Annotated in this window: 31 protein-coding genes, 3 pseudogenes and 1 riboswitch; of the genes and pseudogenes, 5 read left to right on the top strand and 29 right to left on the bottom strand. The window is 44.7% G+C overall.

Features of this window, described 5'->3' with window-relative positions:
• Positions 1–4 precede the first annotated feature (4 nt).
• From G4V62_RS01310 to G4V62_RS01290, 5 genes are all read right to left on the bottom strand, one after another.
• Positions 5–589 (bottom strand): nucleoside recognition domain-containing protein, encoded by a 585-nt coding sequence (locus tag G4V62_RS01310; RefSeq protein ID WP_165198960.1) that lies wholly within the window; start codon positions 587–589, stop codon positions 5–7.
• Positions 582–1688, bottom strand: a complete 1107-nt coding sequence (locus G4V62_RS01305) for a D-alanyl-D-alanine carboxypeptidase family protein (RefSeq protein WP_165198959.1) — start codon at positions 1686–1688, stop codon at positions 582–584. The genes G4V62_RS01310 and G4V62_RS01305 overlap by 8 nt, the downstream gene beginning before the upstream one ends.
• Before the next feature lie 481 nt (positions 1689–2169).
• Positions 2170–2754, bottom strand: coding sequence for an SMC-Scp complex subunit ScpB (gene scpB / locus G4V62_RS01300; RefSeq protein ID WP_165198958.1), 585 nt, complete (start codon positions 2752–2754; stop codon positions 2170–2172).
• Positions 2744–3523 (bottom strand): segregation and condensation protein A, encoded by a 780-nt coding sequence (locus G4V62_RS01295; protein WP_165198957.1) that lies wholly within the window; start codon positions 3521–3523, stop codon positions 2744–2746. Before G4V62_RS01295 ends, scpB begins: the two co-directional genes overlap by 11 nt.
• A gap of 72 nt (positions 3524–3595) precedes the next feature.
• Positions 3596–4288, bottom strand: a complete 693-nt coding sequence (locus G4V62_RS01290) for a nucleotidyltransferase domain-containing protein (protein ID WP_165198956.1) — start codon at positions 4286–4288, stop codon at positions 3596–3598.
• Between the two features lie 158 nt (positions 4289–4446).
• Between G4V62_RS01290 and G4V62_RS01285 the strand changes: the two genes are divergently transcribed.
• Together G4V62_RS01285 and G4V62_RS01280 are read left to right on the top strand one after the other, a co-directional pair.
• Positions 4447–4539 carry a YjcZ family sporulation protein gene (locus G4V62_RS01285; RefSeq protein ID WP_165198955.1) on the top strand — a complete coding sequence of 31 codons (93 nt, stop codon included), beginning with the start codon at positions 4447–4449 and terminating at the stop codon, positions 4537–4539.
• A gap of 113 nt (positions 4540–4652) precedes the next feature.
• Complete coding sequence (locus G4V62_RS01280) at positions 4653–5120, top strand: DUF309 domain-containing protein (protein WP_165198954.1); 468 nt, start codon at positions 4653–4655, stop codon at positions 5118–5120.
• Positions 5121–5348: 228 nt separating this feature from the next.
• Here G4V62_RS01280 and G4V62_RS01275 read toward each other — a convergent pair whose 3' ends face one another.
• From G4V62_RS01275 to G4V62_RS01165, 23 genes and pseudogenes are all read right to left on the bottom strand, one after another.
• A complete protein-coding gene (locus G4V62_RS01275; RefSeq protein WP_165198953.1) occupies positions 5349–5711 on the bottom strand; it encodes a GNAT family N-acetyltransferase in 363 nt (120 codons plus the stop codon).
• A 56-nt stretch (positions 5712–5767) separates the two neighbouring features.
• Positions 5768–6232: a 6,7-dimethyl-8-ribityllumazine synthase gene (gene ribH, locus G4V62_RS01270; RefSeq protein WP_165198952.1), complete on the bottom strand. Its 465-nt coding sequence runs from the start codon at positions 6230–6232 to the stop codon at positions 5768–5770.
• Positions 6233–6297: 65 nt separating this feature from the next.
• Positions 6298–7496: pseudogene (locus G4V62_RS01265) on the bottom strand (bifunctional 3,4-dihydroxy-2-butanone-4-phosphate synthase/GTP cyclohydrolase II).
• 14 nt (positions 7497–7510) lie between these two features.
• Positions 7511–8122 carry a riboflavin synthase gene (gene ribE, locus G4V62_RS01260; RefSeq protein WP_165198951.1) on the bottom strand — a complete coding sequence of 204 codons (612 nt, stop codon included), beginning with the start codon at positions 8120–8122 and terminating at the stop codon, positions 7511–7513.
• A 3-nt stretch (positions 8123–8125) separates the two neighbouring features.
• Positions 8126–9202: a bifunctional diaminohydroxyphosphoribosylaminopyrimidine deaminase/5-amino-6-(5-phosphoribosylamino)uracil reductase RibD gene (gene ribD / locus G4V62_RS01255; protein ID WP_165198950.1), complete on the bottom strand. Its 1077-nt coding sequence runs from the start codon at positions 9200–9202 to the stop codon at positions 8126–8128.
• Positions 9203–9379: 177 nt separating this feature from the next.
• A riboswitch (FMN riboswitch) is annotated at positions 9380–9531 on the bottom strand.
• Between the two features lie 175 nt (positions 9532–9706).
• On the bottom strand, positions 9707–10114 hold the full coding sequence (locus tag G4V62_RS01250; protein ID WP_165198949.1) for a peptidylprolyl isomerase: 408 nt from the start codon (positions 10112–10114) through the stop codon (positions 9707–9709).
• Entirely contained in the window at positions 10111–11460 is a 1350-nt protein-coding gene (lysA, locus tag G4V62_RS01245) for a diaminopimelate decarboxylase (RefSeq protein ID WP_165198948.1), read from the bottom strand. Before lysA ends, G4V62_RS01250 begins: the two co-directional genes overlap by 4 nt.
• Before the next feature lie 80 nt (positions 11461–11540).
• The gene (locus G4V62_RS01240) at positions 11541–13022 is read right to left on the bottom strand and encodes a spore germination protein (RefSeq protein WP_165198947.1); all 1482 of its coding nucleotides are present in this window, start codon (positions 13020–13022) and stop codon (positions 11541–11543) included.
• On the bottom strand, positions 13012–13590 hold the full coding sequence (gene spoVAEA, locus G4V62_RS01235) for a stage V sporulation protein SpoVABEA (protein ID WP_165198946.1): 579 nt from the start codon (positions 13588–13590) through the stop codon (positions 13012–13014). The genes G4V62_RS01240 and spoVAEA overlap by 11 nt, the downstream gene beginning before the upstream one ends.
• Positions 13591–13607: 17 nt before the next feature.
• A complete protein-coding gene (locus G4V62_RS01230; RefSeq protein ID WP_165198945.1) occupies positions 13608–14024 on the bottom strand; it encodes a stage V sporulation protein AB in 417 nt (138 codons plus the stop codon).
• Positions 14014–14605 (bottom strand): annotated as a pseudogene (locus G4V62_RS01225) (stage V sporulation protein AA). The gene G4V62_RS01230 and the pseudogene G4V62_RS01225 overlap by 11 nt, the downstream one beginning before the upstream one ends.
• Before the next feature lie 336 nt (positions 14606–14941).
• A complete protein-coding gene (gene sigF, locus G4V62_RS01220) occupies positions 14942–15694 on the bottom strand; it encodes an RNA polymerase sporulation sigma factor SigF (protein WP_165198944.1) in 753 nt (250 codons plus the stop codon).
• A gap of 14 nt (positions 15695–15708) precedes the next feature.
• Positions 15709–16149 carry an anti-sigma F factor gene (gene spoIIAB / locus G4V62_RS01215; protein ID WP_165198943.1) on the bottom strand — a complete coding sequence of 147 codons (441 nt, stop codon included), beginning with the start codon at positions 16147–16149 and terminating at the stop codon, positions 15709–15711.
• Positions 16150–16500, bottom strand: coding sequence for an anti-sigma F factor antagonist (gene spoIIAA / locus G4V62_RS01210; protein ID WP_165198942.1), 351 nt, complete (start codon positions 16498–16500; stop codon positions 16150–16152). It lies immediately after the preceding gene.
• A gap of 126 nt (positions 16501–16626) precedes the next feature.
• Positions 16627–17793, bottom strand: coding sequence for a D-alanyl-D-alanine carboxypeptidase family protein (locus tag G4V62_RS01205; RefSeq protein ID WP_165198941.1), 1167 nt, complete (start codon positions 17791–17793; stop codon positions 16627–16629).
• Between the two features lie 156 nt (positions 17794–17949).
• Positions 17950–19253 (bottom strand): annotated as a pseudogene (locus G4V62_RS01200) (thymidine phosphorylase).
• Between the two features lie 2 nt (positions 19254–19255).
• The gene (locus G4V62_RS01195; protein ID WP_165198940.1) at positions 19256–20089 is read right to left on the bottom strand and encodes a purine-nucleoside phosphorylase; all 834 of its coding nucleotides are present in this window, start codon (positions 20087–20089) and stop codon (positions 19256–19258) included.
• Between the two features lie 33 nt (positions 20090–20122).
• Positions 20123–21325: a phosphopentomutase gene (locus G4V62_RS01190; protein WP_165198939.1), complete on the bottom strand. Its 1203-nt coding sequence runs from the start codon at positions 21323–21325 to the stop codon at positions 20123–20125.
• Positions 21326–21607: 282 nt separating this feature from the next.
• Positions 21608–22498 (bottom strand): site-specific tyrosine recombinase XerD, encoded by an 891-nt coding sequence (xerD, locus tag G4V62_RS01185; protein ID WP_165198938.1) that lies wholly within the window; start codon positions 22496–22498, stop codon positions 21608–21610.
• Between the two features lie 6 nt (positions 22499–22504).
• Positions 22505–22705, bottom strand: a complete 201-nt coding sequence (locus tag G4V62_RS01180) for a DUF4227 family protein (protein ID WP_165198937.1) — start codon at positions 22703–22705, stop codon at positions 22505–22507.
• Positions 22706–22781: 76 nt separating this feature from the next.
• A complete protein-coding gene (gene fur / locus G4V62_RS01175) occupies positions 22782–23231 on the bottom strand; it encodes a ferric iron uptake transcriptional regulator (protein WP_165198936.1) in 450 nt (149 codons plus the stop codon).
• A gap of 108 nt (positions 23232–23339) precedes the next feature.
• On the bottom strand, positions 23340–23972 hold the full coding sequence (gene spoIIM, locus G4V62_RS01170; RefSeq protein ID WP_165198935.1) for a stage II sporulation protein M: 633 nt from the start codon (positions 23970–23972) through the stop codon (positions 23340–23342).
• Positions 23973–24037: 65 nt separating this feature from the next.
• Positions 24038–24574, bottom strand: coding sequence for an NUDIX hydrolase (locus tag G4V62_RS01165; RefSeq protein ID WP_165198934.1), 537 nt, complete (start codon positions 24572–24574; stop codon positions 24038–24040).
• A 100-nt stretch (positions 24575–24674) separates the two neighbouring features.
• Between G4V62_RS01165 and mciZ the strand changes: the two genes are divergently transcribed.
• Both mciZ and G4V62_RS01155 read left to right on the top strand, forming a co-directional pair.
• Positions 24675–24827, top strand: a complete 153-nt coding sequence (gene mciZ, locus G4V62_RS01160; RefSeq protein WP_312855405.1) for a Z-ring formation inhibitor MciZ — start codon at positions 24675–24677, stop codon at positions 24825–24827.
• Between the two features lie 62 nt (positions 24828–24889).
• A complete protein-coding gene (locus G4V62_RS01155) occupies positions 24890–25807 on the top strand; it encodes an aldo/keto reductase (RefSeq protein WP_165198933.1) in 918 nt (305 codons plus the stop codon).
• A gap of 43 nt (positions 25808–25850) precedes the next feature.
• Here the strand turns inward: G4V62_RS01155 and G4V62_RS01150 are convergent, their stop codons facing one another.
• Positions 25851–26171, bottom strand: coding sequence for an iron-sulfur cluster biosynthesis family protein (locus G4V62_RS01150; protein WP_165198932.1), 321 nt, complete (start codon positions 26169–26171; stop codon positions 25851–25853).
• A 102-nt stretch (positions 26172–26273) separates the two neighbouring features.
• Between G4V62_RS01150 and G4V62_RS01145 the strand changes: the two genes are divergently transcribed.
• Entirely contained in the window at positions 26274–26522 is a 249-nt protein-coding gene (locus tag G4V62_RS01145) for an HPr family phosphocarrier protein (protein WP_165198931.1), read from the top strand.
• The last annotated feature ends 41 nt before the right edge of the window (positions 26523–26563 follow it).

Here is a 26563-nt window from a genome sequence, read left to right as displayed (position 1 = left end):
CGATCTACCTCCGTTGTCGACGATACGCAAAATAACGATCAATCATAATTGCGCCGATAAATGAGATTAGGGTCGCCATAAAGGTGACACCGACGATCTCAGTTGGGTTATTAGATTGATAGGTCATGCGGATCGAGATGACCGTTGTTGGGATCAATGTAACGCTTGACGTATTAATCGCTAAGAAGGTGATCATCGAACGGCTCGCCTCTGGTAATCCGCCATTCAGCTGCTTCATTTCTTCCATTGCTTTAATACCTAAGGGTGTTGCCGCATTGCCTAAACCGAATAAGTTTGCCGTCATATTTGAGAGTATATATCCAAGTGCAGGGTGGTCTGAAGGAATTTCAGGAAAAAGACGTTTCATCACAGGACGAAAAATGGCCGTCACCTTCTCAAGCAGCCCAGCCTCTTGTGCAATCCGCATTAAGCCAAGCCAAAAGACGAGGACGGAGATGAGCCCCATCGCGAGCACAACTGCTTGCTGCGCGCCATCAAACACGGCTTCGTTCACCGCCTCCATCTGACCTGTAGAAGCGGCATAAACAATACCGATGACCGTTAAAAACATCCATATATAATTAACCATCAGCATCTCCTCCATACGCTTGCTGGAGGAAAGGAAGCCATCTTTCAAAAAATGTCTTTTTCTTTAGTGGAGTTTCTCGCTCCACTTCAATTAAGTCAACCATTGCCTCGCCTACGATGACTTCAGCGTATCCAACATCTTGCGTTTCTCCTCGTAAATGAAGGGAAACATCACCGGTTTCATCATTGGCTAAAGGGAGCTCATATGGAGACGTGGCGTGGTACTTTGAGCCCTCAGTCCCTCCGGCGGTTTTAATTGATTGACCTTCGTCAAACAAGACATACCAATCATAATTCGTAAATCCCCATTCAAAGAGCGCTTGATGGTCTGTCCAATCTGAAGGCGCATTTAACGTCACGACGAGAAGCTTCTCCCCTGATTTTTCCGCTGTAGAAACGAGGGTTCTGCCCGCCTTCTTCGTAAACCCTGTTTTTCCCCCAGTTGATGAGTCGTATAATGCGGTCAGCAGTTTGTTTTTATTTTTCCAGACATATCGTTGATCCGAGGAGCGATAGACCGACGTACTTTGCACTTGGCGATACAGGTCATTTTTCATAGCTTCCCGCGTTAATAACCCCATATCATACGCGGATGAATAGTGGGCGTCATCCATATCTAAACCATGCGGATTACTAAATGACGTGTTTTCCATGCCAAGAAGGCGAGCTCGTTCGTTCATCATAAAAACGAATCCTTCTAGACTTCCCCCGACGTGCTCAGCGATTGCCACGGCAGCATCATTGCCGGAGCGTAGCATTAACCCATAAACGAGGTCTTTTAACTTCACCTTATCTCCTGCGCGTAAATAAAGTGACGAGCCTTCCTGTCTCACCGCACGATCACTTATCGTTACGGTATCCTCCCATGAACCGGACTCGATCGCCAACAACGCCGTCATGATCTTCGTAATGCTAGCAATCCGTCTTTGCTCATGCATGTTTTTGTCATACAATACGCGCTTGCTTGACAAATCCATTAATACAGCTGCCGATGCTGAAACACCCGGTGGCGGAGAGGTGTCTTCTTTTTGAGCGTGTGCAGGGGCAGTGATTGTGACAAACACTAATACAGCAACGATATATTTCCGTAACCTTTTCATCTCTGCTCGACTCCTTGTCTCCATCTATACTAGCTATCTTTATGAAGAAAGAGGGACAAACATGATTCATTCCGAGCAAAGCGTCGCGGTTGCAGGAGACAGCGTATCTTTGCAAAGGTACTGAAAGCGTTAAACACGGACATGGCTTTCTTTGAACGAAGGTGAGCTTTGCATTTATCGTAGGTAACTTTCTGTAACCTTGACTAAGAATAATTATGCAATTTCTTGTCTTTGACAAAGGCGAACTTACGATCGTTTTTCACATGATGAAGTCAATACGTTGTTGAAAAATAGTTTCACAAAAACCATGTAAAAAGAAAGTCAATTGACTGGAGCTGCTTTTCAGTATTTGGGTTTGTTTAGCATAAAGGACCAGACACACACACGACAATGACTGAGTTGACAAACGAAAAAAGAACCTGCATTAAGACAGATTCTTCATTTGCGGTCGATGACGTCCCTTTTTGTGAAGGCTTACTCACTAAGAAAGCTGTTCATCACCTAGGGTATCAAAAAAGAGGGCTTTATCTTCTTCTGCGTCCGATTCTTCCTCAACAAAAGGCAACGGAGGCAAGCCTTCAATTGATTTTAAACCGAAATGCTCCAAAAAGGCTGACGTCGTGCCGTATAAAATGGCACGACCACTCCCTTCCTTTCGCCCGCGATCTTCAATTAATTCTCGCTGCACGAGTGTCTGAATCGCTCGTTCACATTTAACACCACGGATGTCTTCAATTTCAGGGCGTGTGATCGGCTGATTATAGGCGATGATGGCCAAGGTCTCAAGGGCAGCACGAGATAAAGTCGAGTTCTCGGGGATTGTGCTCAACCGTTCAATATAAGAAAAATGCTCAGGTCGTGTCGTTAACTGAAATACACCGGCGATTTCAATTAACTGCACACCTCGCTGCTCTTCATCTAGCCGCTCCTGTAAGCATGCGAGTGCCTCAGCGACGACTTCTTCATGACACTCCAAGGCATTTGCCAGCATCTGGCGGTCAGCACCTTCATTTCCTGCAGCAAATAACATCCCTTCCACGATAGCGGCTCTTTCTTCAACCGTCATTTCTAACCACCTCATTCGTTACTGACGACGCTTCATCAGTTAAATATAGCTCAATGGATGAAAAATTACTTCCTTGCTCATATCCAATTTTTTTCATTTTCAATAGTTCTAACACAGCAAGAAAGGTAACAACCACTTGTTTCGGTTGGCTGTTGTCACCGATGAGCTCGATAAAACTGAGCTGACGCCCACCCAATCGTTTGACTACTTCATCCATTCGATCTCGAATCGGCGTCTCATCTCTTTCGACAGATCGCTTCGGCCATACTTTCTCTTTTGATCGGTTTTTAAGCTGTAATAAGCAATCTGTTAAATCGAACAAAGAGACGTTTTGCAACGCATCACCCGGTTCAATCTTTTGTGCAGGCAAGGAATGACATGGTCTCGAAAAAAGCCGGCTCTGTTCCAGTTCGCTTTCTCTAAGGCGCGACGCTGCTTCCTTATACCTTTTATACATCAGGAGTTTTTCCGCTAGCTCTACAGCTGGATCTCCTTCATCTTCAAACGCTTCCTCCCAATCTTCAAGCGACTCGTCCTCTTGTGTTGGCAGTAGCATTTTACTTTTTAACTCTAATAAAGTCGCCGCCATCACGAGATATTCACTGGCCACGTTGAGTTCAATTTGCTTCATATCTCGGATATACATCATATATTGGTCGGTAATTTCATGAACGGGAATATGATAAATATCAATTTCAAGCTGCTGGGTTAAATGAAGCAATAAGTCCAGCGGCCCTTCAAAATTTTCGAGCTTTACCTGATACGACAACTTACTTCACCTTTTCTATCAGTCTCATTCACGTACTCCATTTTAGCATAATTTTTAAGCCGTTAAACGAGCTTACTCAATATACCCAGCAAATAAACGGCCACCATAACATGCGAGCTTTTCGTCCACACATTGTACGAGCTGTTCTTTCTTAGACGTTTTAAAATAATGTGCCACCGTTTCTTCCAGTCGTTTTTGAAAGGTCGGATCGGCTTCTGTCAATGCGCGAGCAGCCCATTTCCCTTTTCCTGACCAACATGCCTTTTCACGACAGATCAGCTCCTGAACATCTGATAGTAGCTCAATCAAAATATAGACCGTCTCATGAAATGGCCGCTCAACTTCAAAATCTTGCAATAGATCGGTAATCTGATAACGCCGACTATCGATTTCAGACGTTGATATAGGGTGTGGCCCCTCTGTAAGTAACTTCTTTGCCTTTTGAATGATCGCACTGCCCGTTTGTTTGCATTGCAGCAGAATCACGCTCTCAGCGGTCAACCGTGTCATAAATGGAATGCCCGTAAACGACTCAGTCGTCATGATCATATCGAGACTCGACTGGTTATATTTAAATATTTCGAGCGGTATCCCTTCATAATTGACACTTTCCCGACAATAATGTTCGATCGTATCATCAATGATAACTACATCCATATCAGAGCCTGCAACCGCTCCCCCCGTGACATAGCTCCCCCCGACGAGAACAGCCTCTGCATTTATATCATGCTCGAGTACATATTCCTTCACCCGTTCAAGTGACATGTCTTTTCCCTCCCTTTAATTCAGCGTATGCACAGCCTAAAGAGAGCAAAACAAAAAACGAAGCGATAATGCGTACAATCGCCCAAACACCTCAACGATTGAATACATATGGTGTATTGTAAGCTCTAAGCTTAAAGTTAAAAAGGAGGAACATGAACATGAGCGGATACGGATATGGATATGGTAAAGGCTTTGCGTTGATCGTAGTGCTTTTCATTCTATTGGTCATTGTAGGTGCAGCTTGGCTGTAAGCTGACACTTCTCCCCCTGTTTCTAGGGGGTACATATAAGTAAACCTGTTGCATTCTTTATGCCTTTCTGTTGAAATGAAGGTGAGAAGCTTCATTGAAATGGGGAGCCACTTATGAATGATTTACCAGAGGCGTATATTGAATATTTAATCCATTTTCATGGCACTCGTGATTATTTTGAGTGTCATGAAATACTTGAAGATCATTGGAAAGAAGATCCGCATCGATCCGCTGTCTGGGTCGGGCTTATTCAATTGGCGGTTGCGCAATATCACCACCGTCGTAAAAATTTTTTTGGAGCACAGAAGCTATTTAAAAAAGCGATCGATAAACTTCAGTACGAAGCTGAACCATTGCAAAGACTTGGGATAGACCGTAAAAAGCTATTATCGTTGCTGCACGTGCTTGAAGAAAAGGCAGCGATGCAGGCGGATTACGTGAGTGTTTGTCTGCCGTTTTCAGAAAAAAAGGTTGAAACTCTCTGTAAGTCGCTCTGTCGTCAGCGAAACCTTTTTTATGGTGAGCCGAGCAATTTACACAACGAGGCCATCGTTCATAAACATATGCGACGAACGCCTTAAGGAAGATTGCCCGTAAAACATAAACAAAGTGAAGCAGATTTGGCGTTTTTTTCACAAAAACAGCAGTAATAAGCTGCCTTTGCACTTATGAACGAAGATCGATGAAGCGAATAATCCGCGAAATAACGCTTTATCGGTCACCTGCTTTACGATTTCATTTGCATAGACCATTAAAAAGCCTGAGGTTTTGTCACCCCAGGCTTCTTTGTTTTACATAGCTTATTGATCTTAAGATTCAGATTCAATACATCTTGAAAAAAATTCGGTCGTTTCTTCATTCGGCAGTAATGTATACCGGTTGGAGAAAAGCGATTTTAACTCACGCACGAGTCGTTGGCCTAATCCTTGGTTACGGAAGGAAGGGTTTACAGAAATATGCTGTAATTCCGCCTCTCCTCGATCAGGATTCAGTCGCACCCCGATAATGCCAACCATGTCTTCGCCTTCCTTCCAGAGAAACAGTTGCCATAAATCGTTGTCTTCGTATTCGCGAATCGTTGACATCAATTTTTTTAAATCTTTTTCTCCGGGCATGAACGACAAAAGTCCCATCGCTATTTTTTCATAATTCTTTTTATACTTTACTAACATGAAAATATCCTCCAGTACCGGCAGCATAACACTGCCTTGAAGTTCTCTTACCTCCTCTACAGGAGGTCGGTGAGATTAGCCATCTCTACTGCGCTCACAGCAGCATCATAGCCTTTATTTCCGGCTTTTATTCCCGCTCGTTCCATCGCTTGTTCGATCGTATCTGTTGTAAGTACGCCAAAAATAACAGGAACTCCCGTATTTAAAGCGACATGAGATAGCCCTTTTGCGGCTTCATTGCACACGTATTCAAAATGCGGTGTTGCGCCACGAATGACACACCCTAAAGCAATGATGGCGTCATACTGTCCAGCTTCAGCGAGCTGTTTAGCTACAACCGGTAATTCAAAAGCACCAGGAACACGAACGAGCGTGATATCATTGTCTACTACACCGTGCCTTTTCAAACCATCCTTCGCACCTTCTAACAACGATTCCGTAATGAGTGAATTAAAACGAGATACAATGATGGTCATTTTTTTACCTTGACCTTGTAAATGACCTTCCAATGTGCGAGTCATAGCCATCCTCCTGTGCGTTGACAAGACAGGTGACGAAATTATCTTACCTCACTTTGTCTTGTGAATCAATTTTTAAGCTGAAACATGTGTCCCAACTTTTGGTTTTTCGTCCGTAAATAAGCTTTATTTTCTGTACGAGCAGGTATTTCCAAAGGGATACGCTCTTGGATGTCGATGCCGTAGTTTGTCAATCCGCTTAGTTTCAGCGGGTTATTCGTTAACAATCGAATGCGTTGAATGCCAAGATCGAGAAGCATATGTGCCGCTTCTTGATAACTGCGCCCATCTGCTGTAAATCCAAGTCTTTCATTAGCTTCTACAGTATCTAAGCCATCCTCTTGGAGTGCGTAAGCTTTCAATTTATTGAGTAACCCAATGCCTCGTCCTTCTTGGCGCAGGTAAAGTAAAATTCCGTCACCTTCTCGCTCAATAGCGCGGAGGCTGGCGTGAAGCTGGGGACCACAATCACAACGGTGAGAGCCAAAAACGTCTCCCGTAAGACATTCTGAATGCACGCGCACGAGCGTACTTTCAGCTTGTGTGACATCTCCTTTTACAAGCGCCAAATGCTCCTTCTGATTCACTGTGCTTCTAAATCCGACCGCACGGAAAAGTCCAGCTGTCGTCGGTAGCGATGTTTCTCCTTCACGATAGACAGTGCGTTCAACTTCTCGCCGATACTGCTTCAACGCTTTGATCGTAATCATCTTTAATTGATACTTGGAAGCGAACACTTGCAGACTGTCGCGTCGTGCCATTGTCCCATCTGGATTTAAAATCTCACAAATGACTGCAGCTGGTCGTGAGCCAGCAAGTTTAGCAAGATCAACGGCAGCTTCTGTATGACCAGCACGTCTAAACACACCACCTTTTTTTGCAACTAAGGGAAACATATGACCCGGCGTTCGAAACTCTGCTGGATGAACATTTTCTTTGACGAGCTCTCGAATCGTACGTGCCCGTTCAGCAGCCGAGATTCCAGTTGTTGCCGACACGTGGTCAACACTAATCGTAAATGCTGTTCCGTGCGCATCGGTATTGCGCGACGTCATTGGCGATAATTGTAATTGGCATGCCATCGCTTCATCCATCGGTAGACAAATCAACCCTCGTCCTTCCTGGGCCATAAAATTAATGCTTTCAGACGTTACCGCATCCGCTAACGCGACGAGGTCACCCTCATTTTCGCGATCTTCGTCGTCGCAGACGATCACCATTTTCCGCGTTTTAAATCCGTCACTGCTTCTTCGATCGTTGAAAACATTGCCTTACCCCCTTTTATGCATGAACTCTGGTGCTTTGATCAGAATGATGAAGTTGTTCGACGTACTTCATAAGTAAATCAACTTCTATATTGACGAAATCATCAGGCTGCTTCCGACCGAGAATCGTCTGCTCCGACGTGTGTGGGATTAACGAAATATGCAAAATTTGATTCTGAATCCCGAAAACTGTAAGACTTGTGCCGTCGACGGCCACTGATCCCTTCATAACCACATAACGCGAAAGGTCTTGCGTAAGCTCAATATGCAGATTAAGAGCATTTTGATCTTTCTCAACAGCAAGCACACGGCCTGTCCCATCGACATGACCACTGACAAAATGACCGCCAAATCGACCATCAGCCCGTAAAGATCGTTCGACATTAACGAGCGTACCTTCCTTAAAAGAGTCTAACGTCGTTGCTCGTAGTGTTTCTGGCATTACATCGAGCGTAACTGTTTTTTCGTGTATTGCCCGTACAGTCAAACAGACGCCATTGACGGCGACACTGTCGCCAAGCTGAATATCATTACAAATCTTGCGCACCTGAAGAATAAGCCCATACTCATCTTTGTCTGCGAACAGCTCTTTTACGATTCCGATTTCTTCAACAATTCCTGTAAACAACGCTTACACGCCTCCTCTGTATAAAACCACTTTGATATCTGATCCTAAGGTATCCACAGAATGAACCGATAGGGCGGGGGTTTCAGATAGGGATGGAATGCCCCTTCCTCCAAAAGCAGAAGGAGCGTTCGCGCCTCCAATTAACGTAGGCGCAAAGTAGGCGACGACACGTTGAAATTGTTTTTCTTGCAAAAAGCTAGCGAGCACTTCTGATCCACCTTCGACGTACACTGAGCAAATGTGATGCTGCCAAAGGATATGGAGCCAGTCGTGTAATTTTCTTGGGTGACTGCGAATGACGCGCACACCTCTGTTTTTAAGCGCTTTTTCTCGTGCTATAGGGGCTTCTTCAGATGTAATAACCCACGTCGGGGCCATTTGATCGATGACGACTTTGGCGTCTAAAGGGAGCTGCAAATGCGTGTCAAGGATAATACGCTCTGGATGTCGTCCTCCAGGGATGCGAGCAGTCAGCGATGGGTCGTCTGCGAGAATGGTGCCTATACCAACGACGATACCATCATGATCGTGACGCTCTTTCCAACCGTCATAACGTGCATGAGAAGACGTAATCCACTGGCTCTCTCCTTCGCTTGTCGCTATTTTTCCGTCAAGGCTGGCCGCAAATTTCAACGTAATAAATGGACGTTGATAGCGTATATGATGAAAAAATATGCGATTAAGCTCGCGCGCTTCGTCCTCCAACACACCTAGCGTCACATCAATACCGGCCTCATTTAGCTTTTCGATGCCACGCCCAGCAACCTCAGGGTTAGGATCTGTACAGGCGATGACGACACGTTTGACTTGATGTTGAATTAAGGCGTCACTACACGGAGGTGTGCGACCAAAGTGACTACATGGCTCGAGTGTGACATACATCGTCGCGCCGCAAGCATCTCCAGCAGCTCTTAGTGCATGAACCTCTGCGTGCGCGCCCCCGGCTCGTAAGTGAGCGCCAGTTCCAATGATTTTGCCTTCTTTGACTAAAACCGCGCCCACAAGCGGATTGGGCGATACTTGCCCACGTGCTTGACGAGCCAGCTGTAACGCCATATTCATATAATGCTCATCCGTCATCGATCTTTCCCCCCTGTTCTAAAGCACAAAAAACAAAAATAAAACCCCGAACGATATGTTCGGGGTGAAAAAGGCACAAATAATAATCATACGGTCAGAAAAACGCCGCCGCATGCTTTGCGTCACTAAAGAAGCCCAGCACAACTTCATTTTTCAAAAAATGAGGTGTACTGAACGACCTACCTTCTCCCATCCAGACTTTCACTGTCGGTCCCGGATTTTCACCAGGTCCACCGCTTTGCATGTGCAAAACGGGTCACGGACTGAGGATCTTAATTTAAAGATCCATCACCGCCGGTCGGGATTTTCACCCTGCCCCGAAGGTATTATTCTGTTGGATGCATACAGTATACGCTAATTTGTTACATGATGCTAGAGCAATGTATTTTATTTATTTTGTAATAATATACAGCGCAGCAACGAACCCCCACAGCAGCGAAGCTACCAGAAGGATGACAAACAAACGAATGTTTTTTTACGCATGCTCTTCAAGCGTCACAGAAGTCATGCGATCACCATTTTCATCGCCACCGCAACGTCTAATCCTTCGGTCACCTGACCAAACACAGTATGGACACCGTCTAGGTGAGGCTGTGGTTCATGCACGATAAAGAACTGACAGCTTCCTGTATCTTTGCCCGCATGCGCCATCGACAATGTCCCAGCGACATGTTTGTGCACGTTTTGCTCTGCCTCACATTTGATCGTATGTCCCGCATTCCCAGTTCCATTGCCGATCGGGCAACCACCTTGAGAAACGAAGCCGGGAATGACACGATGAAAAGTCAAACCATCATAAAAACCTTTTTTAATCAAAGTTTCAAAGTTTTCTACTGTGATGGGTGCTTCCTCTGGAAAGAGTTTAATTTTTATTTTTTGACCATTCTCCATTGTAATAACTGCCTGTTTCATATGCTTTTAATCTCCTTTTTATTAGATATTGCAGAGTGCTTTTGCTCAGATGTCCAAGGCTCGTCAAGCCGGATAAGGTCATCTAGCGTTTCTCTGCGAATGACGACTTTCGCTTCTTCCCCTTCCACAAACACTACGGCAGGTCGCGGGATACGGTTATAATGATTCGCCATAGCGTATCCATATGCGCCTGTACTAGGCACAGCTAAAACATCCCCAGCTTCACTTTTAGGCAATGATGCGTCCCAAATGAGCATATCACCAGTTTCACAACATTTTCCAGCAATCGATACGACCTCTTCAGCAGGTGCTGTCGGGCGTTTTGCCAAACAGGCTTCGTATTTCGCTTGATAAAGCGCCGGTCGTAAATTGTCACTCATTCCTCCATCAACGGAAACATACGAGCGGACGCCAGGGATATCTTTACGACTACCAATCGTATAAAGGGTCGTAGCAGCTTCACCGACAAGCGCACGCCCGGGCTCAATCCATATTTCCGGTATTTCCATTTGCGCAGCGTTGACACGGTCGAGTAAATGATCCAGCACATTGCCAAGCAGCTGATCGACCTCAAGTGGTGTATCTTCATTCGTGTAACGTATTCCAAAACCACCGCCAATGTTTAACACCGCTGGATTCTTACCGTAGATGTCCTTCCAGCGACTTAAAAGTCCGACGACTTTGTCCGTTGCGAGGAAAAAGCCATCGGGCTCAAAAATTTGTGAGCCGATATGCGAGTGAACCCCAAGCCAGTTTAAGTGCTCTGAATGTAGCGTAAATTCCAAGGCTTTGTCGGCTTGACCACTCATAATATCGAAGCCAAACTTTGAATCTTCTTGCCCGGTCAAAATATACTCATGCGTGTGTGCTTCAATTCCAGGCGTAACACGGAGAAGAACAGACACTGCTCGCTTTTTTTCTTCACAGATGCCGTCAAGAAGCGTGAGCTCGTAAAAATTGTCTACGACGACACAGCCAATGCCCGCATCAACCGCCATCGTCAACTCTTCGTGACTTTTATTATTCCCGTGAAAATGAATGTTTTCCGCAGGATAGCCAGCTTTTAACGCCGTGTAGAGTTCTCCTGCTGACACGACGTCCAAGCTTAACTTTTCTTCCATGGCGAGCTGTACCATCGCTACGCATGAAAAAGCTTTGCTTGCATAGGCGATTTGATAGGACAGGTCTCGCTTTTGGAAAGCTTTATGCATGCGCGCGGCTTGTGCACGAATTTCATTAACGTCATAAGCGATCAAAGGCGTTTGGTACTCTTCAGCCAAATCGATGGCATCCATGCCACCAATCAATAAATGTCCACGTTCATTCGTATGTTGAAATTGCTCCATCGTCATCGTCCCTTATACTTTCAAAGTAGTACAAACTTGTTAAAACTTTACCACAGTTAAGTAAAGAGATGCAAACGCTCTTACTTCACTGGCTGGCTTTTTCGATTGCGTGGCTTCACAATACTCGGTCTCGTATTTGACAGCGGCACAGTTACTCTCATCAGCACATGCCATAAAGCTTTCGGGTTAAATGGGAGAAGCGGCCATAAATAAGGCGTTTCCAAGCTGCGAATGGAAGCAAGAAATAAAACAAAGACCGTTAATGCAATGACAAGCCCTGGTACTTGGAAAAAGAATACACTAATGATAAAAATGAGCCGCGCAATTTTATTGGCAACACCTAATTCATAGCTTGGCGTTGCAAAAGAGCCGATGGCGGCGACAGCGACATATAAAATGACTTCATTCGTAAATAGCCCAACCTCAATCGCAATTTGCCCAATGAGCACTGCGGCAATTAAGCCCATCGCTGTTGAAAGTGGGGCAGGTGTATGGATCGCGGCCATTCGCATTAAATCAATACCGAAATCGGCCAATAGCAGCTGAGCAACAATCGGGATATTGGTCGCCTCACTTGGCCCGATAAAACCAAGCTCTTCCGCGAGCAAGCTCGGATCAAGCACAAATAAAAACCAAAGTGGGGTTAGTAATAACGATGCGATCATCCCAAAGAAACGAATCCACCGATAAAAGGCTCCCATCGTCGGCACTTGGCGAAATTCTTCGGCGTGTTGGACATGGTGAAAAAAAGTCGTCGGCGTAATAATGACACTTGGCGACGTGTCGACGAAAACCAGCACGTGCCCTTCAAGCAAGTGGGATGAAGCAACATCTGGTCGTTCCGTATACCGTACTAGCGGGAATGGGTTATAGCCTTGATTGACGAGAAATTCTTCCACTGTCTTATCTGACATTGGCAGCCCGTCAATGTCAATCGTGTCTAACTTATTACGGATAATACGTATTCTCTCTTCATCAGCAACGTCTTCTAAGTAAGCAATACAAACATCTGTTTTTGAACGCTCTCCGATTTGCATCATTTGGAAACGAAGCCGCTCATCACGAATTCTTCGCCTTGTCATTGCCGTGTTTTCGATGATGTTTTCTGTAAAACCGTCTCGAGACCCACGGACGACTTTTTCTGTGTCTGGTTCTTCTGGGCTTCTCCCCGGATAATTACGTACATCAATGGCAAACCCTTCCGTTCTACCATCAATTGCTACAAAAATAAGCCCTGACAGCACTTCATCCGCTGCTTCATCATAAGTTTTTACCGGGGTAACTTGTTGATGAACTAAACGGTTGTGAATGGCTGCCTTTACTTCACTAGCACCATGCTTTTCATTTTCGTTCAAGTGAAGTAATTCTTCAATGATCTCTGAAACGATTTGGGAATCGCATAAACCCGTGACATAATATATGTGAATATGGGTATCCATCACCCTGAGCTTTCTTACACCTATATCAAAGGAAACATTCATTCCAAGATGCTTCGTAAAGTATTGCTCGATGTCTTTGACGCGACTGCTGAGTGGTGTTTGTTTTTGTTCTTCATCTGTCATCCTGAAACCCACTCCTTTCTAAAATAAGTTCAATCGCCTGGCACGTAATCGGCGCTCCTCGTTCGACTGTATCTCGACCGTCCATTTTCCCAATATCTCCAATGCCGACAATCGTTGCTGGGCGTAGCTTCTCAAGGCAATCGACAGTATCTCCATAGACGCGCCCGACTTCAATATCCGGCAAACCACTTTTATCTATAGCATGATGTGTCAACTTGCCATAGCGATCGACAGACACATCAACGCTTGCCCATTCCCCATCGCCCCTTCTTGTTTTTGAAGCGACCGCGATCACACCGAGGACACGCACATCTTGATGAGCAGCGATCTCTAACATCGCCTGCTCCCCGGGCCCTTCGCCTGCTAGCCCACAATCATCAAACATAATGAACTGCAAACGTTCTTCTGTTTGCGCCATTACTTGAAGGAGTTCTTTTCCCGTCATCATCGTCGGGTTACCACTTGACACTGAGATGCAAGCTGCCCCATATTTACGTGCTGCATAGTGCACATTTTTCTCAGCATATTCATCGCCATCTGTCACAAAAATTGTAAACGTAGGCTTCATGGGGTGTCCCTCCTCACTTAATGTATAAATATCAGCCAGTGAAATAACGACCCGGCGATCTTGCCAAACACTAAAGCCATCAGCAGCCAGATGATTTGCCCATCTAAGCCGATTCGTTTCGCTAACAGCGGAAAGACATTAAGTACTTCCGTTAATGCCGCAGCAAGCATGCCGATAAAAATGCCAGCAAGCAGCCCCACAGGGAGGTTGATCCAGTCAGGCCCGCCCATTGGAAATGGCCGAAAGCTTGCCCAAGTGCTAAACAATGTTCCAGAAACAATCGCCCATTCATAAGCCTTCATTTGTCCTTCTGTTTTCGTCAGCTGCATTAATCGAGGCAAAATGCCAAGCACACTTAAAAAAGCGACAAAACCAGTTCCGACGGCCACACCACCAGCAAGACCAGCAAAAGCAATGAATAGGTTAATCCACATCTTTTTTTTCACTTTCTTTATTTTCATGAATGGCGGTATACGAATCGAGATCCTGCTGGTATTTAAACATTTCAACTTCGAGCGGACTTGGCTCTTCATTAATGCGCTTTTTAAATATGTGATTAAAAAATAAGATCATACCGAGTCCAAGTCCGATCGAGTATGGGATTTGTAAAAGCAAAGGCTCTTCATTATTTTCTCCAGTAATCAAATAAAAATTTTTCATGCACAGCTCGCATGCTGACATCCTCATGAAAGTTCATAATTGCTAGGCCTGCACCTACAAACAGCAATAACCATACAAAAATGAATAGTAACGGTGACATTTTTCTCTTTTTGTAGTGAACGACAATAATGGTTTGTGAAGGTCCAATCGTCTGGATCGCTGCATCAGGGTAAATCTTCCGAATCATACGTATGACTTGCATGGCGTCAATGACAATGAGATTTTTGTCCGCCGCTGTGACGTGGTGAACAACTTGATGTTGCAATTTTTCATAACGTTCTTCAGCGGCAATGCATTGGGCAATGTCAGTCAGGTACACCTTTGCCCCTGGTTGTACGATCGTACGCTGACGCATGCGAATGTAAATCTCCTGAGATCCGTTCACGAAAAGCCACCTCCTTGTCCCTCAGTCTTAGTATGAGACACGTCCACGTCTCTCATTCATGTTCTAAAGAACTTGTTTAAAGAGACTGTCTTTTCTTCAACGCAAAAAAGGCAGTGGGAAGTTGTCATCCCATCTGCCACAGTGTAGACAAAGTAAATTCGTGACTTTGCCCACAATCTTTTGTTCATAGCGTCATTCTTCTATTTTTCAACCAGTCATGAAGGCGAGCGATAATTCAATTAGAACCAATTGTTTCTGAGAGGACGAGCGAGGCGGCGGATGAAAGCGTTTGCCAAAAGGCTGAGCTTACGATCCCATCTGTTCTTTCATATGTTCTAAAATTTTCTTTTCCAGCCGCGACACTTGAACTTGCGAAATGCCCAGCCGATTGGCAACCTCAGATTGCGTTTGATCTTTATAATACCGCAAGTAAATAATGAGACGTTCTCGTTCATCCAGACCGCGGATGGTTTCTTCTAAAGATATTTGATCAAACCATTTATGCTGAGTATCGTCAGCGATCTGATCTAATAAAGTGATTGGGTCACCATCATTTTCGTAAACCGTTTCATGAATAGACGATGGATTCCGGCTTGCTTCTTGAGCCATAACGACATCCTCAGTTGACAGCTCCAATTTCTCAGCTATTTCAGTGATGGTCGGCGACCGCCCAAGCTCCTTTGTCATTTCGTCCCGCACACGACGGATTTTATTTCCTGTTTCCTTTAGTGAGCGACTGACCTTTACTGTCCCATCATCGCGTATAAAGCGCTGAATTTCCCCAATAATCATCGGGACAGCGTATGTTGAAAATTTTACGTCATAGCTTAAATCGAATTTATCAACGGATTTTAATAGACCGATGCAGCCAATTTGGAATAAATCGTCTTGATCGTATCCTCGATTTAAAAACCGTTGCACAACAGACCATACGAGGCGAACATTTTTTTGCACAATTCGATCTCTCGCTGCTTGATCGCCCGTTTGACTGGCCTCAATAAGTGCTTTCACTTCTTCATCTTTGAGAAAGCCTGCCTGTTTTTTGAGATCCACGTCCATAGGCTAATATCTCCTTACTGGCTGAGCGCTTTTTTGGCGGCAAAATATTTTGTCAGACGGACTACTGTTCCTTGACCCGGACCAGAATCGACGCTGACTTCGTCCATAAAGTTTTCCATAATCGTAAAGCCCATGCCCGAGCGCTCAAGCTCCGGTTTTGAAGAATACAACGGCTGCATCGCTTCATGAATATTTTCAATACCATGCCCTTCGTCGCGGATGACGATGTCTACCTTGCCGTCTTCCAAAACGGCTGACAATTGAATCATCTTTTGGTCATCATGATCGTAACCATGAATGATTGCATTCGTGACGGCTTCTGAAACGACAGTTTTAATCTCAGTCATTTCATCCAAAGTCGGATTAACGTGGGCAATAAAAGAAGCGACTGCCACGCGGGCAAATGATTCGTTTTCACTTCGGGCTGAAAAGGTAATATGCATTTCGTTTCTCATTTACGCCACCCCCAAAGCTTCTAAGCATCGATCTTCATCATCGGCAAGCGTCAAAATTTTAAACATCCCTGACATGTCAAAAAGGCGTCGCACAGGAGCGGATATTGCACAAACATACACCCTGCCCCCTATGCTCTGCACTTGTTTATAGCGTCCTAAGATGACGCCAAGCCCTGAACTATCCATAAACGAAAGTCCTTCTAAATTAAAAACAATATGTTTCGTATCATGTTTGGCAATACGATTGACTAAAGTTTCTCGCAGCTCATCTGCCGCATGATGATCGAGCTCCCCTACTAGGCGCACACATAGTACATTATTTTTCACTTCCGTATCCACCACTAAGCCCATTGACTAAAAACGCTCCCTTCATCGTTGAGTTATGAGCTTTTTTCGTCATGGGCAGGTGAAAGTCCTTGTTGTTGACAAAGGATGTGAAAAATCGCGGAACTTCGCTCTTTTATGACACTGCGATGACTACGGGCGAGCGATACGTTCAATCGATCGTTTAAACAACGTCCACCACGAGGCTTTTGGTACATCTTCTTGAATGATCAATGGTGCCTTTGCGAGCACACGATCCCCTTGCTTAATTGTCACTTCACCGATATCCTGTCCTTTTGTCAGCGGCGCATCTACTGTGCTTTTTAACGTTACAAATCGTTTTAATTCCGCGGCATCTGCGCCTTTTGGAAGCATAACGATGACACGATCATCAGTTACCGCGTCAACGGTTTGTCTTGCTCCTTTTTCAATGCGAACTGTGCCGACCTTTTCATTTTCCGCATACATCTCATGTGTTTCAAACCGGTTAAAGGCATAATCAAACATTTTTACAACTTGCGCATTGCGTTCTTTTGATGTCGGCGCTCCCATGACGACAGCAATAACCCTCATATCATTTCGCTTCGCTGTTGCGGTCAGGCAATATTTTGCTTCTGACGTATAGCCTGTTTTTAACCCATCTGCTCCTTCGTAAAATTTCACTAAGCGATTCGTATTCACAAGCCAAAACGGATCTTCTGTGTCTTGACGTAAATGATCTTCATACAAGCTAGTAAAATCCGTTATTTGTTCGTATTCTAGCAGGGCTTTTGCCATTTCAGCCATATCTCGTGCTGTTGAGTAGTGACCTTCTGCTGGCAGACCAGTCGTATTTTTAAAATGTGTGTTCTCCAGACCTAGCTCTTTTACCCGTTCATTCATTTTCGCAACAAAAGCTTCCTCTGAACCAGCGAGGTGCTCGGCAAGTGCAACGGATGCATCGTTACCTGAGGCGATCGCCACGCCTTTGAGCAGCTCCTCGACCGTCATCGTTTCACCAGCTTCTAAAAAGATTTGCGAGCCACCCATCGACGCAGCGTACTCACTTGCTGTGACATCTTCATCCAATGCGACCTGACCCTTATCAATCGCTTCCATGATTAGAAGCATCGTCATAATTTTAGTCATTGAGGCTGGGGGCAGCTTTTCTTCACTGCTTTTTTCATATAATATCTGTCCAGACGATTGTTCCATTAATAGTGCTGAAGTTGCTTTCGGTGTTAGCTCCATCTCTTCTGCAGACGCCTGCATAGGAACTAAACTACCAACCATTACTGCAAGACATACCATTACACCCATCTGTTTTAAACGATTTCTCATCCTTATATGACCTCCATTCTTCCTGTCTCCATTATTTCCAAATTGAAGGTCACTTATACGCTTTGACGAGCAAACAGCCTGACTTTTACTTAACTAAAAAAACCCTTTTATTCGCCATCGTTAGCATGGCCATTAAAAGGGTTTAGCACTTTCAGCTTACTGTATCGTTTTAAAAAGAAGGGTCGGTTGATCGGGAGGCGTTTGATTAATCGTTATGCTTTGCTGTAGCTCGTCCCGCGCCGTTCTAACATCACTGGTTTCCTTGACGTACATTTCCGCCCACGGTTCGTCGGTATGAAGCGGATCGCCAACTTTTTTAAATAAGCGAATCCCTACAGCAGGATCAATGATACTATCTTTGTGCGCACGCCCTGCCCCTAGACGCATTGCCGCTTTTCCAACAAGCTGTGCATCAAAACGGTGGAGATAGCCACTTTCTGTTGGGTAAATAGAGATACGTTCAACACCTTCATATAACGGCGCAAAGTCATCGAATGCGTCAGCGCTTGCACCACGGTCGACTGCATATTGGATAAACCGCTCCAACGCGTCGCCGCTTTGTACCGCGTGGTCAACTTTTTCTTTCGCCTGGTCAAATGATAATGAGTCATCAACAGACATCAGCATATGAGTGCTCAAAAGTACAGACAGCTCGGTTAAATCTTCGGGACCTCCACCACGCAACGTCTCAATCGCTTCTTCGACTTCAAGGAGATTACCGACAGTGCGACCAAGTGGTTGATCCATATTCGTTAACAGTGCAATAGTTTTACGACCAAGGCGCGTACCGATCGTCACCATCGTCTCAGCAAGTGCTGTTGCTTCGTCAACCGTCTTCATAAAAGCACCTGACCCCACTTTTACGTCCAGTACAATTCCTTTTGCCCCAGCAGCAATCTTTTTACTCATGACCGAGCTTGCGATTAAAGGGATGGACTCAACTGTTGCTGTCACATCACGCAGTGCGTAAATTTGTTTATCCGCAGGTGCGAGGTCCTGTGTTTGACCGACGAGCGCCATCTGATGTGTTTTTAGCAAGTGTTGAAATTCATCGTGAGAAGCGGCCGTTTGAAACCCGGGTATCGCCTCAAGTTTGTCTACCGTACCGCCCGTATGGCCAAGACCACGACCAGACATTTTCGGCACGACAACACCACAGCTTGCGACAATGGGCGCGACAATAAGCGTCGTTTTATCTCCAACGCCACCAGTAGAATGCTTGTCTACCGTCGGGTACCGACCTCGGAAAAATCGAGCGTATCTCCAGAGTATGCCATTTCCTCCGTTAACACAGATACTTCCTGAGCGGTCATTCCTTTGTAATAGATGGTCATGAGAAAAGCACTCATTTGATAATCAGGGATTTCACCCGCTGTATACCCTTTGACGAGCGCTTTCATTTCGTCCGCTGTTAATGCCTTCCCGTCTCGTTTCTTTTCAATCAAATCGATCATGCGAATCATCATTTTGACTCCTTTCCGCGCTGGAGAATCCCTTTTAATAAGTTAACAAAATTCCCTTCTGCTTCTGCTGCGACAGCAATCACTTCTTCATGCGTGAGCGCTTCCTCTGCATCGCCAAGCGCCATGTCCGTTACACATGATAACCCTAAAACTCGCATGCCCATATGGCGAGCAACGATCACCTCAGGCACCGTCGACATACCGACAGCGTCACCGCCAAGCATGGCAAGCATCTTTAGCTCCGCATGGGTTAAATATGACGGACCAGAAATTGCCGCATACACCCCTTCATGCAAGGGAATGTCCTTTTCTCTGGCGGCTTCTCGCGCCCAATCCTGCCATTGTGAGTCATAAGCTGAGGATAGATCCGGAAAACGCGGGCCGAAGCGCTCATCATTCGCCCCTCTTAACGGATGATCCCCCATCTGATTGATATGGTCTGTGATCAGCATAAAGTGTCCTGGCGAAAATGCTCCGTTCATTCCCCCACAAGCATTCGTTACAATTAAATGACGGCATCCAAGCATCCACATGACACGAATTGGAAAGGTCATCTCTTTCATCGCGTGCCCCTCGTAATAATGATACCTTCCTTGCATCACACACATCGGAACGCCATCATAGTAACCGATGATTAAACGTCCGGCATGCCCCGCGACGGTCGAAGGTAAAAAGCCCGGAATATCCGCAAACGAAAAGCTCACTTCGTCACTTAACTCCTCCGCAAATCGACCCAGCCCGGAACCGAGCACGGCTCCGACGGTGACCTTCGCTTCTGTTTGTTTTTGAATCCATGATGCTGCTTCGGCCGCAAGCTCCCACTCATTGTCCATGACAATGCCTCCTCTTTTATCTATCCAAAAAATTTATTGTTCAAACGGCTCACGCTCAAGTCCACTGAGAAAGCTTGTCCCAGGATGCGAGAAAGATACTTTGAAATTGTCACATATGGTCGCGCCTATATCACTAAAAGTCTCACGCTCACGAATATGTCTTCCCGTGTTTATACGCGGTGAATAAACAAGAAGCGGAACATTTTCCCTTGTGTGATCGGTGCCACGAAACGTCGGATCATTTCCGTGGTCAGCCGTAATGAGCAAACAGTCGTGCTCGGATAAGCATTGGACGATTTCAGGAAGTCGGCGGTCAAAGGCTTCCAATGCCTCTTTATACCCTTTTGGATCACGCCGATGACCGTACAAAGCATCAAAGTCAACGAGATTACAGAAAATAAAGCCCCGTTCAGATGAACTTTGCAAGACACGGATCGTCTGATCTACTCCATCATCATTAGAGGACGTTTTCACCGATGTTGTAATCCCTTCTCCATCGTAAATATCGGTAATTTTACCGATCGCTGTCACGTGTAAACCGGCATCTTGCAACAAGTTCATTGACGTCACACCAAATGGCTTTAAGGCAAAATCTCGTCGTCGGCTCGTTCTGACAAAATGACCTTCCTCGCCTATATATGGACGGGCAATAATCCTACCGACTAAATATGGTGGCTCCGTTGTCCACGTGCGAATCTCGCGACAAATATCATACAGCTCATCAATAGGGATCACTTCTTCGTGGGCTGCTATTTGTAAAACTGAATCAGCAGACGTATAAACGATTAAGGCCCCGCTTTGGAGCTGCTCGTGCCCATAACGCTGAATAATCTCTGTCCCTGATGCCGGTGTATTTCCAATCACGCGCCGACCCGAATACGCTTCAATCCGGCGAATTAACTCAGTCGGAAATCCCTCAGGGTACGTTTGAAATGGGGACGACACTTGAACCCCCATGAATTCCCAATGCCCTGTCATCGTATCCTTGCCATTCGCCGCAGGCTTCATCACCGTGTAATGCGCCGTCGGATATTCTACGCGTGGTACACCGTCAATTGGCGCCAAATGACCAAGACCCATCGAAGCAAGATGAGGTAAATATAGACCTCCTTGAGATGAAGCAATATGGCCGAGTGTATGCGCTCCTTGGTCGCCAAACGATTGCGCATCATGAGCCGCACCAATCCCTACCGAATCTAAAACAATCATCACCATTCTCTGAAACGGTCGATTCATGTTGAGTCACCCGCTTTCTTTCGTCGTTAATTCCATTATAAGTCGTCCACGTCTATGATGCATAGTTTTGAACGGTTCGATACGCTATTCAAAAACCCCCTCTTAAAAGAAGAGGGCAACTGATGGACAAACATGCTGACGATGAGCCCTCGTTTATCATCAATGATTCACGTGCTACGACAGCGACAATAGCGCTTCTATGACAATAAAGAAATTGTGCGCAGCAAAAAAAGTGTAAACAACTGTCTCGTCTACACTTTAGGTTTTGCGCCCTCAGAACCGTTAAGCTCTCGGATGATGCTGGGCATATATGTCTCGCAAACGAACCTTGGAGACATGGGTATAGATTTGTGTCGTTGAAATATCCGCATGACCGAGCATTTCTTGAACCGCTCGTAAATCAGCTCCATTTTCTAACAAATGAGTAGCAAATGAGTGGCGCAAAGTATGGGGCGTAATATCTTTTTCAATATGCGCTTCTCTCGCTCGTTTTTTTAAAATCTTCCAAAAGCCTTGTCGGCTTAAGCGTTTGCCATGATGATTTAAAAACAACGCATTTTCTTGCGTGTTTTTGAGAACGTGCGGACGTTCATGATCTAAATAATTGCTTAATGCTTCCGCTGCCATCCGACCGAGTGGAATAATTCGTTCTTTATTTCCTTTTCCTAAACATTGGACAAAGCCCATTGTCATATGTACATCTGTGACATTTAGCGCGGTTAATTCACTTACCCGCAAGCCAGTGGCATAAATCAATTCAAGCATCGCTCGATCACGATCAAGATGCGTTGAGTGGGCATTTGTAAAGGATAAAAGTGCCTCGACTTCTTCACTCGACAAAACCTTTGGTAGCTTTCTTCCTGTTTTCGGTGTATCTAAATGGATGGTCGGATCGTTTTGCATCCATTGCTCTCGTAATAAAAACTGATAAAATGATCGCAAAGAAGCAATCGTTCGTGCCACTGTTGTTTCTGCCCGACCTTTTTCATGTAAAAATTCAAGATATGCTAAAACATGAGCTCTCGTCGTCTTCGTGATGTCATTGACCTGCTGAACGTGTAGCAAATGGTTTAAATACGAACCAATGTCACGTTCATAGGATAAAATTGTGTTATTCGCTAAGCCTTTTTCTACAGTCAAAAACTCAAGAAATGTCTCTTTAGCTTCATCCACTTAGCTCTACTCCCTATTTTGATGTATATAGACTAGCTCATTTCCTGGTGCCATCTCCACTTTTTCTATCGTCGTTTTTTCTGGTGACATATCGATTTTTTTATAATAGCCGTACTCGCTCTCCACCCAGACCATTGCAAAATAAAACAACGTTAAAAACAAAGTGAAAAGAAGAAACAGCCGACACGTCCGCCACAGTTTAATCACCTGGAATTCACGCCTTTCCTCCTTAAAACATTAGATAATTCCAGGTATAACCATAAGAGGACATTTTATACGTCGTCTATGACTTCCCTTGACACGTTTTGCAAATCCCGTGAAATGTGAGGCGATGGTCTTTTACTTTAAAGTAAAAATCTCTTTCAACAACTTTTTCAACGTCCTCTAACAAATCTTCCTCAATTTCTTCCACCTTCCCACACTCAATACAAACGAGGTGATGATGAAAGTGATCTGCACCCTCTTTGCGCAAATCGAAGCGTGAAACACCATCTCCAAAATTAATTTTATCGACAATTTTAAGTTCAGTTAGCAGCTCCAAAGTGCGGTACACTGTCGCCAAACCAATTTCTGGCGCTTTTTCTTTGACAAGTAAATAGACATCCTCTGCGCTTAAATGATCTTCCTCATGCTCAAGTAAGACACGCACTGTTGCTTCCCGTTGTGGCGTAAGCTTATAGCTTTGCTGATGAAGCTGCTTTTTAATCCGATCAATACGATTTTCTAGTTCCAAAGTGCCGTCCTCCCTCTTACGTCTCTGAAACTATTATATTGAGAATGAGAAAGCCTGTCAAATTATAATGATTATTAACTTGTAATTGAGATCACAAATTTTATTGAATCACCCACCGATAATCATTCTCATAAAGAACGGGCTCATCCATGCTTCGATACCCGCAGAGGCTGTAAAGGTTAAGCATAATAACGCCATCGCCATCGTGTATTTCCTTAACATCGGAAAAAATGGAACTTGTTGTCTCGAGGAGAGCTGGTTTTTTATCATTTGCACCGAAACAGCAACGGCACAGGCAGCACAGCATACGTAAACAGGAACAATGAGCATATTTTGCGGCATTACAGCTGCAGCAGCCAAGCCAACGCCTTGCCAGCCCATTTGTGAAACGAGAAATCCGACTGTAAAGCCAATAAAAACACCTTTTACAAATACAAGAGCCATAACAATTGGAGCACCAATGACAGACAAACCTAACAGCCACATGAGTCCTATCGTTTGTACATCAAGCCAAAAGCTTTGCTTATACACAATAGTCGCATCGACAAGATGATGATTTTCTACATCGGTAAAAAAGCGGCCAATGTATTGAAATAAATCTTCCTTTTGTACAGCAGTCAAACTATTGACGACAATTGCCCCAAAAATAATACCGACAAATACAAGCGTGGCTGTGAAGAGTAATAATGACTGATGCTGGCGAATTTGATACGTCAATTCCTTTTGAAAAGACGATGCCATGGTCATCCTTCCTTTCATTTCTCATTCCTTTTTGATTCTATGAGAAAAGAAAGCAGGACATGCCTTTAAGATTGTTGGGCTTGAATGTCCAAATAAAGGAGAGCATATGCCGTTTTTGCATCATGGATAAGCTGCTGATGCAAAAGTGCCTTCGCCTCCTCCAGAGTGACAGCAATAACCTCTATGAATTCATCCTCATCTAAACTTAATTGATGGCTTTCTTGAATGTCGCGAGCTTCATAGAGCTCGATGATCTCATCGGCAAACCCCGGCGACGTATAAAACGACGTCACTTCCTTCCATTGTTCCGCCTGATAGCCAGTCTCTTCTTCTAACTCGCGCTTTGCTGTTGTGAGACTGTCTTCACCCGGCTCTTTTTTTCCGGCTGGAATTTCATAGATCACTTTCCCGAGTGCTTTTCGATATTGTTTGACGAGAATGATTCGACCGTCGTTATCAATTGTAATGATTCCAACTGCTCCAGGATGCCGGACAATCTCTCTTTTTGCGTCATTTCCATCAGGTAGAGTGACGTCATGTAATTCTAAATCAATGACCTTGCCTCGATATAACGTCTCTTTTTGTACTGTTTCTTCAACCATTTACAATCATCCTTTCATCTTTTGGCCATGAGCTTCATAAAGTGTATCACATGTATATCGACGAGCCTCGACGTACAAGCTGATTAGAAAAGAAGGAGGCGTGGTTTCAATAAATATTATTTTGAAGGAAAATGCTGTCGTACTCCAAGGGCGGGCTTGGGAGATTCGCGCGAAGTTAAAGCAATATCAAAATAAATATACTTACATTCGCGAGTGGATTGACGATAAGCCCGAACGAACATCCGCGCGCTAAAGGTTGGCTCTCTTTCTATGGTGATTTACAATATACGTATCATCATCTGAAGGAGGATCACTTTGAAAGAACGAAATTTAGGTCAATCCGAGCTTTCTGTATCAACAATTAGTTACGGATGTATGTCCCTTGGTACAGACGTCTCCCATGCCGAGAGCTTATTAGCAAAAGCCGTTGACTTAGGCATAACACACTTTGATACTGCCGACCTATACGATCAAGGGCTTAATGAAGAGCTAGTCGGACGGATATTAAAACCTTACCGCAAAGACATCACAATCGCTACGAAGGTGGGTAACCGCTTTACACCTGGTGAACAAGGATGGACGTGGGCTCCGACTAAAGAATACATCTTACAGCAGGTCGATGAAAGCTTACGTCGTCTGCAGACCGACTACATTGATCTTTACCAGCTCCATGGCGGTACGATGGACGACCCGATCGATGAGATTATTGAAGCGTTCGAAATGCTGCAACAAAAAGGAAAAATTAGAGCGTACGGCATATCGTCAATCCGACCAAATGTCATTCAAACTTATGTAGAAAAAGCAAACATTGCTTCGGTTATGATGCAATATAGCTTACTTGATCGTCGCCCAGAGGAATGGCTTGATTACCTGCACGACAACGGTGTTTCTGTCATCGCGCGAGGGCCTTTGGCAAAAGGACTGCTGGCAACGAACGGTCACGACAAACGAAAGCACGCGATTCGTCAAGAAGGTTATTTATCTTACGACGGCCAGGAATTACAAACGACACTCTCTCAGCTTGAAAACCATTTTCCTTCTAAGCTTACAGCAGCTTCTCTTCAATATGTGCTGCATCATCCAGCGGTCGCCTGTGTCATTCCCGGTGCAAGCAAGCTAGAGCAGCTTACTGATATCGCCAAGACACCGTCAGTCGATCTGACAGACGATGACATAAAGTTTATGAAACAGCTTACGAAAGAAGATCGTTATAAAAACCATCGCGAACGTTAATTCAACAAAACCTACAGTTCTTTGTACTGTAGGTTTTGCGTGCTTACATAAGCTGTAAGCGAACATGTGGGGAAAAGATTTCCGACGATGATTGCAAAGTAAACGTTTCTTTGCCTGGATTGGCTTTCAACTGCAAGTATTCAGCAAAAAAGATACGGTGCGGTCCCCAAATGTAAAAAGGAAGCGGATGATGACTTAACAATACATCTCCCTCTTCTGCCGCCGCAGCCTCAACGAGAAGGGGCACACCACTGACAGCACAACCACACCCTTCATGATCATAGACAAGACGAACGACATGATTTTCATTTGTTACTTTTTCAGTTAACCTTTGAGCTGTTTCATCATCCAACTTTAACATCATAGAACATCTCCTTTGAAATAATAAAAAACGCTTGTGTAACCGCTAACATTGACACTATACTAATAATGAGGCCACTATTACATAAGAAATGAGGGGACTATCGTGAAAGTAAGAGTTACTCAACCAGTCTTTGCCGAAGCGGCAAGTACACTCGTCAACGCAGCCAACAAACATGCAGAAACCATTCTCATTAAAAAAGGGGATTGGGTCGTTGATGCAAAAAGCTTATTAGGTGTCTTAGCACTTTCCCTGCAGCCAGATCAAGAGATAGACATTTCTTTTCCTGAAGACAATACCGACATCGAAAACACATTAATCCAATCGGGACTGTTCGAAAAAGTCACAGTATAATCAAATATTGCAGCCTAAGCGTTTCTCAACAGGCTAGCTGT

The sequence above is a fragment of the Litoribacterium kuwaitense genome, assembly GCF_011058155.1.
In the GTDB taxonomy this organism is placed as follows: domain Bacteria; phylum Bacillota; class Bacilli; order Bacillales; family DSM-28697; genus Litoribacterium; species Litoribacterium kuwaitense.
The sequence above is the reverse complement of the archived record's forward strand: the minus strand, read 5'-3'. Positions and strand labels throughout refer to the sequence as shown.